Raw genomic sequence first — 13,604 nt, forward strand, 5'->3', positions numbered from 1 at the left:
GCTGCAGTGACACTGCATATGTGTTGCAGCGCCACTGCAAAGCTGAATGCAGTAGCACTGCAAAAAGCATGCACTTGCTTTGCAGTGGCAATGCATTATCCCATCGCCTTATTATGAAAGGAGATGTCATCCAGCTTTCATTATCTATAATTAATTTACAAAGACATAGTTTCCAAGTCTTTCAAAGCAAACGGAGTACAAGCAAAAAAGGTCTACAAATCATAGATTTGTAGACCTTTACCCGCTAGTTTTCCATCTTATTCAGAACTGTTGCGGAGAGAGGGGGATTCGAACCCCCGATACCCTTTAGGGGTATACACGCTTTCCAGGCGTGCCTCTTCAACCACTCGAGCACCTCTCCTTGTTCGGGGCGCAAAAGTAAGGGAAGTTTTTGGAATTACCAAATGTTCGGGCAAATAATATTAAAAGTCCGTTCAAGCAACCAATGCCGGAACGGACTTTCAACACTCAATAAAACATACTTATCATTACCGTGATCTGACTTCCCGTCTCATGAATATGACATACGAAAGAGCAAAACAGATGACAGTAGCTGCAATCAGTCCGGTGAGCTGCGGCCACACCACCAAAAGACTCTGTCCCAATGGCAGCGGACTGGGAATGGCCCCCTGAACCTGCTCCATAGTAAGCGGCCCCAAACTTCTGACGGAAGGCATCAGCAGCGTTGTGGTCGCCTCATTGAACAGTTCGCTAGGTGCCAGACGCATCAGACCGAGAATAAATTTCTGGTAACTGACTATCTGATAAGGAGATGCCAGCTGCGAAGGGCTCAATGCCTTGGCAACCAGATTGACAATCATCGTATAGAACACGCTGAAAAACAACCATACCGCCACCGAAGCCAATGCCGAGGTGGCCGCCTGACGGAAGCAAAGCGAAAACAGAATGGCCAGATTCAGCCAGAATGCCACATAGAACACACTGATTATGAGAAAGAATACAATCCTCCAAAATTCTTCTGCTGTGGGAGGAATGCCTATCGCTATCAACCCGCAGCCCATTACGAGGAATCCCAGTACAAACAGCATGATACCTATCACAATCAATGCAGCCACGAACTTGGCATTGATAATGCAATCACGATGAACAGGCTGTGACAGCATACGGCTCAACGTCCCCTTGTTCTGTTCCGAATTTATAGCATCGAATCCCAGCGCAATCCCCAACAACGGCCCCAGAAAGTTGATAAACTGCACAAAAGAAGGCAATGTGCCATCCGAGGCTGTGAATAACTTCAAGAAAAGGAACGAACCGTCCGGGTCATTGGGCTTGATGGCGGCACCTATGTTGGTAAGCGAGGTATAGAGTGAGCCCATGCACGTAAGCAAAATGATTCCCATCAAGATAATGAACCGCCAACTTTTCACATGGTCGGATATTTCCTTGTTGACGACTACCCGAAAAGGATAATTGACTTTATTCATGCCTTTCTCCTCCTTCCTCCATATAATGGTTATAAATATCAGACAATTCCTGATGCTTGTCCTTCAAATCAGACATATCAATCAAGGTGACCAGCTTCCCACTGTTGAACAGTCCCACGCGGTCGCAAACTTTCTGCACCTGGTCCAGGTGGTGGGAAGAGAACAAGACGGTCAGTCCCTCCTTCCGGCTCAACTGCCTAATGAGCTCGATGAACTCCTGAACACCGGCAGGGTCTATTCCCGAAGTAGGTTCATCCAGGATTATAATTTCCGGATTTTTGATAAGCACGTCTGCCAACCCCAATCGCTGGCGCATACCGCGCGAATATTTCCCGGTCTTCTTTTTCATCTGTCCGGCAAGCCCCACATGCTCCATCAGCTCCAGCGCCTTGACTTTCGCTTCGGCATCCGAAATGCCATTGAGACGCGCAGTATATATAAGGTTTTCCGAACCGGTCATGTCATCATAAAACCCCACATCTTCGGGCAGATAGCCTATTTTCCGCTTTACCTCGATAGGATGCCTGGTAGAGTCGATACCGCAAATCTCCACAGAGCCGGAAGTGGGTTCCGTCAGCCCCAGCATCATCAGGATGGTAGTTGACTTGCCGGCGCCGTTTGGCCCCAATAATCCGAAAATCTCCCCTTTACGAATAGTCAGGCAAATGCGGTCTACGGCAGTGAAGCGCCCATACTGCTTGGTCAAGTCTGTCAATGCAATCACTCGCTCGTCCATGCTCACCTCCTTCCATATTTACGGAACAGATAGCATACGGCACCTATGGCAACGATTATTATCAAAACGCCCACCCATCCCCATATCATCGGGGTTTTCACGGCAATGCGGAATTGGGCGTCTGTATTCACTTCAGGAGTTTTGGCCGTCATGGTAGCCACATAATCTCCGGGCAATGCCTTTTTGGATGCTTTCATGGTAGCTACGACATTGGCCGTTTCCCCCGCCTTCAGCATATCAATCTTCGAAGGCTCAAAAGACACTTCCCAGTCCACGGGCTTATTGGCAGAAAGCTGGATATCTTTCAACAATGAAGAACCGGTATTCCGAACCACCAACTCGATACGCTTCACATCTCCCGCTGTGATTTCGGTACTCAACAATCCTCTGGGCGTGGACAATTCCATCTCGTAGGAACCCGTGACAACAACTTCCAGCTCCAAGTCGGCAGAAGTCGTACCGGTAGCCGCACGTACCGGAATCTTGTAATTGCCGGCTTCCACATTGGCGGGAGGGACAATCTCTATACTCACATTCTGGCTACTGTTCGCTTCCACCTGGGCAGAAGTGGCCTGCTTATAGTTAGGCTTGAACACGACACTCCAGCCTCTGGGGGCATTGGCCATCAGCGCATACAGCTGCTGGTCGGCCGTCTGGTTTTTCAAAGTGGCATTGAAGGTAAAGGTGGACTTGGAATTGCCCTGCATATTGGGCTGGTCGGTAGTGAACTCGGTCTGGTAAGTTCCTTTCTGGGCCACGACCACCTCCAACGGCAGTTTGGTTTCTCCGGCAAATACTGTGAAATGATAACTTCCTTTATTTACTTTTAGAGGAACTTCCACTTTCAAATTGAACGTTTTCTTTTCCTTGGACAGTACAGAAAGCTGGCTGAGGGTCCAGCCGCCTGACTTGATTTCATGCTTCCAACTGCCCGGCAATCCGCTGACCGAGAGATTTGCATTTGTAACCCTGTCCGTGTTGTTAATCAAATCAATGCTGTAATCAATGGACGCTCCGGGCGTCACGGAAATTTTTGTGTAAGGAGTGTACAGAATTATGCTTCCAGATTCATCGGCATGTACACGATTTAAGGGAAAGGCTCCCAACAAAATAACTAACAATAAAATACAATTTGTTCTCATAGTCATAAAAAAGTTCTTATGGTTGTTTAATTATGAATATTTTCCAAATTTGTGTGTTGCAAAAATAAAAGATAGCTATATTAGTAGCTGTTAAAAGAAACAAAAGAATATAATTGCGGACACGATATACCCTGCGATGACCTGCTTTTCTTATCTTTGCGATTCCTATTGATACAAACGAATACCATACCGACATGAGAATCCCTGAAATACGCTTACAGAACCAGCAACTGTCCACTCCACTCTTCGGCCACCCGAAAGAACTGATCTCCTGGATGGGCGCCATGCAGGCACAAGACTATACAATGGTGAAATGGGCCGTAGGTATGCGGCTGAAGTCACCGGGAATTCAAGCCGTGGAAAAAGCCCTGCATCAAGGGGAAATACTGAGAACCCACGTAATGCGTCCCACATGGCACCTGGTAGCAGCAGAAGACATTCGTTGGATGCTGAAACTCTCTGCACAACGCATCAAATCCGCCAATGATTCTTATGCAAAAGGACATGGTCTGGAAATCACGGAACAGCAATATGACAGAAGCCATACCGTACTTGGGAATATCCTCAGCGGGAAGCGAAGCCTGACGAAACAAGAGATTGCGGAACATTTTGAACGTTCGGGACTGCTTGCAGACAACTACCACATGACCCGCTTTATGTCGCGTGCCGAAGTCGAAGGAATTGTGTGCAGCGGAGAATGCCATGGACGGCAACACACCTATGCCCTTCTGGACGAAAGAGTTCCACCTACCCCCGAACTGACGAAAGAAGAAGCGCTGGCCCGCCTGGCTACAGCCTATTTCCGCAGCCATGCCCCCGCTACCCTGCAAGACTTCTCCTGGTGGTCTGGTTTGCCTTTAACGGAAGCAAGGCAAGCCATTTCTCTGATAGAACCGGAACTGATGTCCGAACAATGGAACAGCCAGACATGGTACATCCATGACTCCTGCCGGACATCTGGAAAGGCGACCGGTAACCTGCACCTTCTTCCCTCCTACGACGAATACCTGATAGGATACAAGGACCGGACGGACGTCCTACCCAAAGAGGACTATTCCAAAGCTTTCACCAACAACGGATTGTTCTTTCCGGTACTTCTCTATAAGGGGCATGTAGTAGGAAATTGGAACAAGGCGTCCAAGAAAAAAGAAATCTTCCCGGAGCATTCGCTTTTCCGGAAAGACATCTGCCTGAAAGAGGAGTTGCTGAACCAGGCTAAAGAAAAGTACGTCCGGTTCCTAACACATTAAAGGCGGTCATCGAAGATTTTCATTGAAGAATCTCTCTATTTTGCCGAATGGAATTACCTCTATATTGTCATACAAGTCTACATGGTTTGCACCGGGAATAATCAGCAGTTCCTTATTATCACCCTGCAACTTTTTAAAAGCATCTTCACTGAAATAACGTGAATGGGCCTTCTCACCGTGCAGCATCAACACTGCACTACGGATTTCATCACTATATGAAAGGATAGGCATATTGATGAACGAAAGCGGTGAAGTCTTGTTCCATCCGTGGTTAGAGTTGAGTGACCGCTTATGATAGCCGCGCGGTGTTTTATAATAGGCATGGTAGTCCTTCACAAATTGTGGAGCATCGGCAGGCAACGGGTCTACTACACCTCCTCCAAGAGCAAATGTACCGTTTCTATAATCCTCCGTACGCTGAGCATTAAGCTGGCGCCGCAATTCATGCCGTGCATCGGCATTCATAGAATCGAAATAACCGTTAGCATTGACCCGGCTCATGTCGTACATGGTTACCGTAACTGTAGCCTTGATGCGAGTATCGATAGCCGCTGCATTAAGCGCCATGCCTCCCCATCCACAAATACCGAGAATGCCGATGCGCTCTGCATCTACATCGTCACGGGTGGAAAGATAATCGACCGCTGCACTGAAATCTTCCGTATTGATGTCCGGCGAAGCCACATAACGGGGCTGGCCGCTACTTTCTCCCGTATAGGATGGATCGAAAGCAATCGTCAGGAATCCACGTTCTGCCAATGTCTGCGCATACAAGCCCGAAGCTTGTTCCTTCACGGCACCAAATGGGCCACTGATGGCAATGGCAGGCAATTTACCCGTCACATTCTTGGGTACATACAAATCGGCGGCAAGTGTAATGCCGTAACGGTTGTGGAAAGTTATCTTTTTATGGTCTACTTTATCACTCTGTGGGAATGTCTTGTCCCACTCTTGAGTCAGATTCAAATTCTCTTCCATAAATTTATTATCATTATTAGGATTATTTTCTGTTGCAGACAAATGTCCTGCAGCACAAAGGCTAATAACCATCGCCGCACATATGTTTTTTACCATGTTCTTCATCTCTACTTCTTTAAGTTTCGGTTGGAAATTCATTTCTTAATCCATTGCTTGACAGTTTCCCGGCTCGCTCCATTCAGCAGCCTGCCTTTTCCCCAGTTTATGCCGGGGTAATTCGTCTGCAATTCCTTTTCTGCATTAGAAATACTGCTGCTTCCCGAAGTGGCGAATGGAATAACCGTTTTACCTGCAAAATCACCGCTTTCTATAAATGTATTGATGATTCTTGGAGCCAAATTCCACCAAATAGGAAAACCTATATAAATGGTATCATACTCCGCGAGACTTCCCAATTTAGAATACAATGCAGGACGTGATTTGGAATCCGACATCTCCACACTGCTGCGCGAAGCTTTGTCGTGCCAGTCCAAATCAGCAGCCGTGTACTTTTTCGCAGGCTGTATTTCGTAGAAGGTCCCATCAACAGCTTCTGCCACCAACTTGGCAGCCCTTGCCGTTGTTCCCGTTGCCGAGAAATAAGCTACCAGTGTCTTACCACCTTTTTTCTGTGCGTTAACAGTAATAGACAACAGCATAACTGCCATCATAAACAACACCAATCTTTTCATACGATATATTATTTAGTTGAAACATATAAATCCAATTGTTATAGCGATACAAAAGTAGCGGGTATTATTATTACATAGGTATCCAGATTACTGATTATATAACCCAAATTACTGATAGATGTCCGAGAAGAGAAATAAAAAATCCCGTAAAATCAAGGTTTTACGGGATTTGTCATACTTTGAATCCTTTTTGTCTTTGGAGCTCTGCGGAGAGACAGGGATTCGAACCCCGGGTGCCTCGCAGCACAACGGTTTTCAAGACCGCCGCAATCGACCACTCTGCCACCTCTCCTAAAACTTCCTTTTCGGGAAGTGCTTTCCTCTTTAAAGCGGTGCAAAGGTACAAATCATTTTTAATTCTGCAAACTTCCTTTCTCTTTTTTCATGAATTAATAGTACTTTTGCACCATGATATATCCGCAGAACTTTGAACAGAAAATAGGTTTCGACCAAATACGCCAATTGCTGAAAGAAAAATGCCTCAGTACACTTGGCGAAGAACGGGTGATGGACATGGCATTCTCCGACCACTTTGGAGAGGTAGAGGAGCGTTTGGACCAAGTCACTGAATTTGTACGCATACTCCAAGAAGAAGACAACTTCCCGGCACAATACTTTTTTGATGTACGCCCGTCACTGAAACGCATACGTGTGGAAGGCATGTATCTAGATGAACAAGAACTCTTTGACCTACGCCGTTCACTAGAAACCATACGTGATATTGTACGCTTCCTACAGAAAAGCGACGATGATGAGGAAGAGGGCGCTTCCCCCTACCCTTGTCTGAAAAGACTGGCAGGAGACATCACCGTTTTCCCACAGCTCATAGCAAAAATAAACGGCATCCTCTCTCCTTACGGAAAAATCAAGGACAATGCCTCTACAGAGTTGGCACGCATCCGCCGGGAACTGGCAAGTACTATGGGAAGTATCTCCCGCTCACTGAACAGTATTCTACGAAATGCCCAGTCCGAGGGCGTTGTGGACAAAGACGTAACGCCCACCATGCGTGACGGCCGTCTGGTCATTCCCGTTGCACCGGCACTGAAACGGAAAATACGCGGTATTGTACACGACGAGTCGGCCAGTGGTAAAACCGTATTCATCGAGCCTGCCGAAGTAGTGGAAGCCAACAATCGCATACGAGAACTTGAAGGTGACGAACGCAGAGAAATTATCCGCATCCTGACGGACTTCTCCAACCAGCTGCGCCCCTCCATCTCCGACGTACTGCTATCATACGAGTTCCTTGCCGAAATAGACTTCATACGTGCCAAAGCATTGTTTGCCGAGCAAATATCCGGACTCAAACCGGCTCTCGAAAACAAGCAACTACTGGACTGGACAATGGCGGTACACCCACTCTTGCAACTTTCTCTCGCCAAACATGGCAAAAAAGTCGTACCGCTTGACATCGAACTGAATGAAAAGCAACGTATCCTCATTATCTCCGGTCCGAACGCAGGCGGCAAGTCCGTCTGCCTAAAGACAGTAGGCTTATTACAATACATGCTGCAATCCGGACTACTCATCCCGATGCACGAACGCAGTCATGCCGGAATATTCAGCAGTATATTCATCGACATCGGTGACGAGCAGTCCATTGAAGATGATTTGAGTACCTACTCCTCCCACCTTATGAACATGAAAATCATGATGAAAAGCTGCAATGAACGGAGCCTCATCCTGATTGATGAATTCGGTGGTGGAACGGAGCCCCAGATAGGAGGCGCCATCGCCGAAGCCGTATTGAAACGCTTCAACCAAAAACAGACGTTCGGTGTCATCACCACACACTATCAGAACCTGAAGCATTTTGCCGAAGACCATGAAGGTGTAGTAAACGGCGCCATGCTCTATGACCGCCATCTGATGCAAGCACTGTTCCAGTTGCAGATAGGCAATCCGGGCAGTTCGTTCGCTGTAGAGATTGCCCGCAAAATAGGTCTGCCGGAAGATGTCATCGCCGATGCCTCGGAAATTGTGGGCAGTGAATACATCAATGCCGATAAGTACCTGCAAGACATTGTGCGCGACAAACGCTATTGGGAAGGCAAACGCCAGACAATACGCCAGCGTGAAAAGCACATGGAAGAGACTATCGAGCGCTATCAAACCGAAATCGAAGATTTGCAGAAATCCCGGAAGGAGATTCTGCGCAAAGCGAAGGAAGAAGTGGAGCAACTGATGCAGGAAGCCAATGCACGCATCGAGAACACCATACGCTCCATCAAAGAAGCCCAAGCAGAAAAAGAAAAAACACGCCAGGCCCGCCAGGAGTTGACGAACTTCCGTGAATCAATGGAAGCGCTTGCCAACAAGGAACTGGAAGAAAAAATCGCCCGCAAAATGGAAAAGCTGAAAGAGAAGCAGAACCGGAAAAAGGAAAAGAAAGCGGGCAAAGGAAAAGAGAACGGACTGTCTGCCCAGGCTTTGGCAGAACAGCAGGCGCGGAAAGAGGCAGAACGCCTTGCAGCCATCACCCCCGGCTGCAACGTCAGAATAAAGGGCCAAACCTCTGTGGGCGAAGTAATGGAAGTGAATGGCAAGAATGCGGTCATCGCGTTCGGCAGCATCAAGACTACCGTAAAGCTGGACAGGCTGGAACGTACCAACGCGCAGCCTAAACAAGCTGATGTGTCCACCAAAAGCACTTTCATCAGCGCCCAGACCCAGGACAGCATGTACGAGAAGAAACTGCATTTCAAACAAGACATTGATGTCCGCGGCATGCGTGGCGACGAAGCCTTGCAAGCCGTTACCTATTTCATTGATGACGCCATCCTTGTCGGCATGTCACGCGTGCGTATCCTTCACGGAACGGGAACAGGCATCCTGCGCATGCTTATCCGTCAATATCTGGAAACTGTCCCCGGAGTGCGCCACTTTGCCGACGAACATATACAGTTCGGCGGAGCAGGCATCACCGTTGTGGACTTGAGTTAATGGATAATTGACAGTTGATAATTGATAGTTAAAGCTAAATCATAAATCTGAAATATATGAAATCAATCAAAGAACTCTACCGTATCGGTACCGGTCCATCCAGCAGCCACACCATGGGACCGCGCAAGGCAGCTCAGATATTCCTGGAAAGGCATCCCGAAGCAGCCGCATTCCAAGTAACCCTATACGGAAGCCTCGCCGCTACCGGCAAGGGACACATGACCAATGTTGCCATCACCGAGACACTGCAACCCGCAGCACCGGTAGAAATAATCTGGGAACCCAAAATATTCCTGCCCTTCCATCCCAACGGCATGAAATTCGTTTCTTTGGACAGCGAAGGCAAGGAGACCGACCAATGGACTGTATTCAGTGTCGGCGGCGGTGCCCTGGCAGAAGAGAATGACGGAGCATCATCCGTAAACACCCCGGATGTATACGAAATGAACAGTATGACCGAAATACTACAATGGTGTGAACGTACCGGAAAAAGTTACTGGGAGTACGTCAAGGAATGCGAGGAAAGCGACATTTGGGATTACCTGCAGGAGGTATGGAAAACCATGCAGGCTGCCGTAAAACGGGGATTGGATAGTGAAGGAGTCTTGCCTGGCCCTCTGAATCTGCGCCGAAAGGCTTCTACCTATTATATACGTGCCAGTGGCTACAAGGCTTCCCTCCAGTCGCGCGGACTAGTATTTGCCTATGCCTTGGCAGTAAGTGAAGAAAATGCGTCAGGTGGGGTCATTGTCACTGCACCTACCTGCGGTTCGTGTGGCATTGTACCGGCAGTGCTCTATCATCTGCAAAAAAGCCGGGAGTTCAGCGACACACGCATACTCCGTGCCCTTGCCACAGCCGGACTGATAGGAAACATCGTGAAGACCAACGCTTCCATTTCGGGAGCGGAAGCCGGATGCCAGGCAGAGGTAGGCGTAGCATGTTCCATGGCATCAGCCGCAGCCAACCAATTGTTTGGAGGCAGTCCGGCACAAATAGAATATGCCGCTGAAATGGGATTGGAGCATCATTTGGGAATGACCTGCGACCCGGTTTGTGGGTTGGTACAAATCCCGTGCATCGAACGTAATGCCTACGCCGCCGCACGTGCCCTGGATGCCAACCTTTACTCCTCCTTCACCGATGGCATGCACCGCGTATCATTCGACAAGGTGGTGGAAGTCATGAAAGAAACCGGAAACGACCTGCCCTCCCTCTACAAAGAAACCAGCGAAGGAGGACTGGCGAAGGATTATAAGCCGATGTAGTTAGAGATTACGGATTACGGATTAAGGATGAAGGATTAGGGGTGTGCAATCATATTGAACCTTAATCCTTCATCCTTAATCCGTAATCCCTAACCCCTCATCCCTAATCAAGTTTTACCGGCCAATGCGTATCATCCCTATTACCGCTCACATCTTTTGTCTGTAGCAAGCCGCCTTCTTCCGAATAGAACAATTGATACTCTGCATTTCCCTTTTCAACTTCAATGACAAACTGCATAGGCACTACCGGATACTCCAAAAGAACAATCTCCTCTATCTTCCAACCGGCATACTCACTGGCGCTGAAAGAGGTCTGTACTGTTCCCGGAAGATTATTCCAAAGCAATTCGGTTTCCGTCAGTTGCCATTCCGCCTGATTATTGAACCATACATCCTTTTCCTGCCCATCCACTTTACAATCTGCAACGAAATAGCCCCCTTTCTGTTCCCATTCCACATGGATTGCGGAAGGGTATTTGGACTTCAATGCTTGTGACATTGCTTCGGGCACTTTGACATCATCCTTGTCGTCATCATCACTGCATGCACCAAGTGCCAAGGCGGCGATGAACATCATCGCCAACATTTGAATCTTCATTCTCATCATTTCTCTATAAAGTTTAGGTTAATAGTTACTGGAGAATCAATCGTCCATGCTGACGAACTTTCCCTTTTTGTTGAACTTCAAAGAGTAGTCATTACCCAATTCAATTTCCACACCGGTACGTCCGCGTTCGATTTTAGTAATAATCTCTCTCGGGAAGTTAGCCTTCACATACTCCTTTACCGGAACCGGAATCAATGCTTCGGGAACAGCGGACTTCTTGCAATCCACTTCCAACCAATTTCCTTTCTTGTCGAAGTCTATTTCCGTACGGTCTGTCAACAGCACTTCATATTTTTTAGTCTGCAATATTTCACTTTCAATCTTGATGTGTGAAATGTGCGGTTTCGAGAAATACTGGTTGATAAAATTGCGTGCCGTCAGCGGAAGCTGCTTGGTATCCTGAGTGATGACATCACCGGCAAAGGCAAACTGAACAGCTACAAGAGCCAACACAAGAATAGACAATACTTTCTTCATAATCGTTATTTTTTAATGTTACTAATAAATTTCATATTATTCACACTGCAAATAACGGTAGAGAATTAGGAAAGATTTGGGAATAACCGCAGTTAACAGTAAATTTTACTTTCTTTAACCAGACGGAAAGTATGCATACCGTCCTGCCATTCATACGTGAGCTTCAATGAAGACGACAACGCAATGGAACGCGCTATGGCAAGCCCCAGTCCGGTGGAGTCCTTCTTGCCATCCATGCCATGATAGAAACGCCGGAACAACTTCTCTCCATCCAAAGGGGCATCCCCCGTATTCCTGATGACCAGAGAAGCGGGAGTAGTAAACACCTGCAACTCTCCCCCTTCCCTATTGTGCAGCAACGAGTTCTTCACCAGATTGGAAACCAGTATTTGCGCCAGCGAATGGTTGCAACGGATGATAAAAGGCTGCTCCTCCCGTTTTCGTATCAGTCTCACCTGCTTATGTTCATAGATATCCATCAGGTCGGGCAAGAGTTCATCCAATATCTCATCCACCGAAACATCTTCCATCTCGGTATACTGCCCGTTCTCTATACGGGAAAGCAACAGCAGGGACTTGTTCAGTTTTACGGCACGCCCCAGCGTGGCATATATCTCGTCCAGCTGCTCCATTTGCTGTTCCGTCATCCCTTCACTCTCAGCCAGCAGTTCCACTTTTCCCCTCACGATGGCAAGCGGTGTCTGCAACTCATGCGAGGCATTCTCGATGAACTGCTTCTGCTCCTCGTATGCCTTGTAGCTGCGGTTGCCCATATCCAATGCAGCATCGCTCAACTGGCGGAACTCCCGTATCTTCGTCGGGTTGTCCAATGGAGGCACCTCCTTGCCGGGCTGAATGCAGTGCAGCCAGTCAAGCAACCTATGTAACGGACGGAACACTCCCTTCAGCACCAACTGGATGCCGATGGAAGTACAGATGAGAAACAACAGGAACAGCGCTCCCAGATACCAAAGCATAGCCTCCACCATGTCATCCCGCTCCAAAATGGAAATCATCAGTTTCAACTCATAATATTGCCCGTCGGGCATACGGAAAGCGGTACACATGACACGCACCGGTTCGTCTTCATCCTCCAGTTCGATATAAACCGTAGCATCATAGAACACTTGTCTGTAATGCCGCCCTTCCTCTTCGGATATAGGGGTGAACTTATAGAAAGACATCAACGAGCCTTCCGTTTCGAGTATCGAGGGGTCGTGAAGCGCACTCTCCATCAATATCTCACCGTAATTCTCCAACGTATCGTCCGTCTCATCCACCACCTCGTCAATGATTGCGTAATAGAACAGCACACCCCACACTGCCATCAACAGAAACAGCAGCAATGCAAGTTTGCGGTAGGTGTAGCTCAGCAGCTTCATCGTTCGGAGAGTTTGTAGCCGAATCCATAGACAGCCTTTAATTCTATGGTAGCCTCAGCTTGTTTCAATTTCTTACGCAGATTCTTCACTTGCGAGTAGATAAAATCCAACGAATCCGCCTGGTCTATATTGTCTCCCCACACCGACTCGGCAAGGCTCATTTTATTGATGACCCGGCCGGGGTTGACTACAAAATAATAAAGCAGGTCGAACTCCTTGCGGTTCAGCTGCAAGGGCTTTCCGTTTATCTCTACCTGCCGTTTGTCGGGGTAGAGCAAAAGATTTCCAAGGGTGACGGTCACATCTCCCTTCGCCTGCCGCCGACGTATCAATGACTTGACACGTGCATTGAGTTCTGCCAGATGGAAAGGCTTTGTAAGGTAATCGTCGGCTCCCAGTTCCAGCCCGTCCACCTTGTCGTCCAGCGAGTCTTTGGCCGAGATAATAAGCACACTGTCACTGCGGTGCAGCTGTTTCAGCTCACGCAGCAAGTCCAGACCGCTCCCGCCAGGCAACATGATATCCAGCAGAATGCAGTCGTAATCGTAGTCATTGATTTTATCCAATGCCGAAAAATAGTCGGCAGCGGTCTCTACAACAAACTTTTCTTTCAAGAGCGAAGTGCGGATGGTTTCCCGCAAATCTTGCTCATCTTCTACAATCAGGATTTTCATACCGGCAAAGATGGTCTATAAAACTGGA

Annotated in this window: 12 protein-coding genes and 2 tRNA genes; 3 read left to right on the forward strand and 11 right to left on the reverse strand. The window is 47.9% G+C overall.

What is annotated here, in order from left to right; translation table 11 throughout:
• Positions 1 to 273: 273 nt before the first annotated feature.
• From NQ510_RS17230 to NQ510_RS17245, 4 genes are all read right to left on the reverse strand, one after another.
• Positions 274 to 361 (reverse strand) — tRNA-Ser (locus tag NQ510_RS17230).
• A 127-nt stretch (positions 362 to 488) separates the two neighbouring features.
• Entirely contained in the window at positions 489 to 1,445 is a 957-nt protein-coding gene (locus NQ510_RS17235; protein WP_005831677.1) for an ABC transporter permease, read from the reverse strand.
• Positions 1,438 to 2,181: an ABC transporter ATP-binding protein gene (locus tag NQ510_RS17240; protein WP_005831681.1), complete on the reverse strand. Its 744-nt coding sequence runs from the start codon at positions 2,179 to 2,181 to the stop codon at positions 1,438 to 1,440. The genes NQ510_RS17235 and NQ510_RS17240 overlap by 8 nt, the downstream gene beginning before the upstream one ends.
• Before the next feature lie 2 nt (positions 2,182 to 2,183).
• Positions 2,184 to 3,329, reverse strand: a complete 1,146-nt coding sequence (locus NQ510_RS17245) for a COG1470 family protein (protein WP_005831683.1) — start codon at positions 3,327 to 3,329, stop codon at positions 2,184 to 2,186.
• 188 nt (positions 3,330 to 3,517) lie between these two features.
• Between NQ510_RS17245 and NQ510_RS17250 the strand changes: the two genes are divergently transcribed.
• Positions 3,518 to 4,573, forward strand: coding sequence for a winged helix DNA-binding domain-containing protein (locus NQ510_RS17250; RefSeq protein WP_005831685.1), 1,056 nt, complete (start codon positions 3,518 to 3,520; stop codon positions 4,571 to 4,573).
• A 6-nt stretch (positions 4,574 to 4,579) separates the two neighbouring features.
• On the opposite strand, the gene NQ510_RS17255 is transcribed toward NQ510_RS17250, so the two are convergent.
• The 3 genes from NQ510_RS17255 to NQ510_RS17265 form a co-directional block, all read right to left on the reverse strand.
• Entirely contained in the window at positions 4,580 to 5,656 is a 1,077-nt protein-coding gene (locus NQ510_RS17255) for an alpha/beta hydrolase (RefSeq protein ID WP_008664986.1), read from the reverse strand.
• A gap of 29 nt (positions 5,657 to 5,685) precedes the next feature.
• On the reverse strand, positions 5,686 to 6,222 hold the full coding sequence (locus tag NQ510_RS17260; protein WP_005831687.1) for a flavodoxin: 537 nt from the start codon (positions 6,220 to 6,222) through the stop codon (positions 5,686 to 5,688).
• 207 nt (positions 6,223 to 6,429) lie between these two features.
• Positions 6,430 to 6,514: transfer RNA gene (locus NQ510_RS17265), tRNA-Ser, on the reverse strand.
• A gap of 116 nt (positions 6,515 to 6,630) precedes the next feature.
• Here NQ510_RS17265 and NQ510_RS17270 point away from each other — a divergent pair.
• Both NQ510_RS17270 and NQ510_RS17275 read left to right on the forward strand, forming a co-directional pair.
• Complete coding sequence (locus NQ510_RS17270) at positions 6,631 to 9,168, forward strand: endonuclease MutS2 (RefSeq protein WP_005831691.1); 2,538 nt, start codon at positions 6,631 to 6,633, stop codon at positions 9,166 to 9,168.
• A 56-nt stretch (positions 9,169 to 9,224) separates the two neighbouring features.
• Positions 9,225 to 10,436, forward strand: a complete 1,212-nt coding sequence (locus NQ510_RS17275) for an L-serine ammonia-lyase (RefSeq protein ID WP_005831694.1) — start codon at positions 9,225 to 9,227, stop codon at positions 10,434 to 10,436.
• Positions 10,437 to 10,539: 103 nt separating this feature from the next.
• Here NQ510_RS17275 and NQ510_RS17280 read toward each other — a convergent pair whose 3' ends face one another.
• The 4 genes from NQ510_RS17280 to NQ510_RS17295 form a co-directional block, all read right to left on the reverse strand.
• Positions 10,540 to 11,043 (reverse strand): PepSY-like domain-containing protein, encoded by a 504-nt coding sequence (locus NQ510_RS17280; protein WP_005831695.1) that lies wholly within the window; start codon positions 11,041 to 11,043, stop codon positions 10,540 to 10,542.
• 36 nt (positions 11,044 to 11,079) lie between these two features.
• Entirely contained in the window at positions 11,080 to 11,520 is a 441-nt protein-coding gene (locus NQ510_RS17285; protein ID WP_005831697.1) for a PepSY-like domain-containing protein, read from the reverse strand.
• Positions 11,521 to 11,612: 92 nt separating this feature from the next.
• Complete coding sequence (locus NQ510_RS17290) at positions 11,613 to 12,902, reverse strand: sensor histidine kinase (protein ID WP_005831698.1); 1,290 nt, start codon at positions 12,900 to 12,902, stop codon at positions 11,613 to 11,615.
• A complete protein-coding gene (locus NQ510_RS17295) occupies positions 12,899 to 13,576 on the reverse strand; it encodes a response regulator transcription factor (RefSeq protein ID WP_005831699.1) in 678 nt (225 codons plus the stop codon). Before NQ510_RS17295 ends, NQ510_RS17290 begins: the two co-directional genes overlap by 4 nt.
• Positions 13,577 to 13,604 lie beyond the last annotated feature (28 nt).

The sequence above is a fragment of the Bacteroides uniformis genome, from assembly GCF_025147485.1.
GTDB classification, from domain to species: Bacteria; Bacteroidota; Bacteroidia; order Bacteroidales; family Bacteroidaceae; genus Bacteroides; species Bacteroides uniformis.

Excerpts from the sequence above, each read along its gene's own strand:
- NQ510_RS17235 (WP_005831677.1), bottom strand. The coding sequence starts at position 1,445 with ATGAATAAAGTCAATTATCCTTTTCGGGTAGTCGTCAACAAGGAAATA.
- NQ510_RS17240 (WP_005831681.1), bottom strand. The coding sequence starts at position 2,181 with ATGGACGAGCGAGTGATTGCATTGACAGACTTGACCAAGCAGTATGGG.
- NQ510_RS17245 (WP_005831683.1), bottom strand. The coding sequence starts at position 3,329 with ATGACTATGAGAACAAATTGTATTTTATTGTTAGTTATTTTGTTGGGA.
- NQ510_RS17250 (WP_005831685.1), top strand. The coding sequence starts at position 3,518 with ATGAGAATCCCTGAAATACGCTTACAGAACCAGCAACTGTCCACTCCA.
- NQ510_RS17255 (WP_008664986.1), bottom strand. The coding sequence starts at position 5,656 with ATGAAGAACATGGTAAAAAACATATGTGCGGCGATGGTTATTAGCCTT.
- NQ510_RS17260 (WP_005831687.1), bottom strand. The coding sequence starts at position 6,222 with ATGAAAAGATTGGTGTTGTTTATGATGGCAGTTATGCTGTTGTCTATT.
- NQ510_RS17270 (WP_005831691.1), top strand. The coding sequence starts at position 6,631 with ATGATATATCCGCAGAACTTTGAACAGAAAATAGGTTTCGACCAAATA.
- NQ510_RS17275 (WP_005831694.1), top strand. The coding sequence starts at position 9,225 with ATGAAATCAATCAAAGAACTCTACCGTATCGGTACCGGTCCATCCAGC.
- NQ510_RS17280 (WP_005831695.1), bottom strand. The coding sequence starts at position 11,043 with ATGATGAGAATGAAGATTCAAATGTTGGCGATGATGTTCATCGCCGCC.
- NQ510_RS17285 (WP_005831697.1), bottom strand. The coding sequence starts at position 11,520 with ATGAAGAAAGTATTGTCTATTCTTGTGTTGGCTCTTGTAGCTGTTCAG.
- NQ510_RS17290 (WP_005831698.1), bottom strand. The coding sequence starts at position 12,902 with ATGAAGCTGCTGAGCTACACCTACCGCAAACTTGCATTGCTGCTGTTT.
- NQ510_RS17295 (WP_005831699.1), bottom strand. The coding sequence starts at position 13,576 with ATGAAAATCCTGATTGTAGAAGATGAGCAAGATTTGCGGGAAACCATC.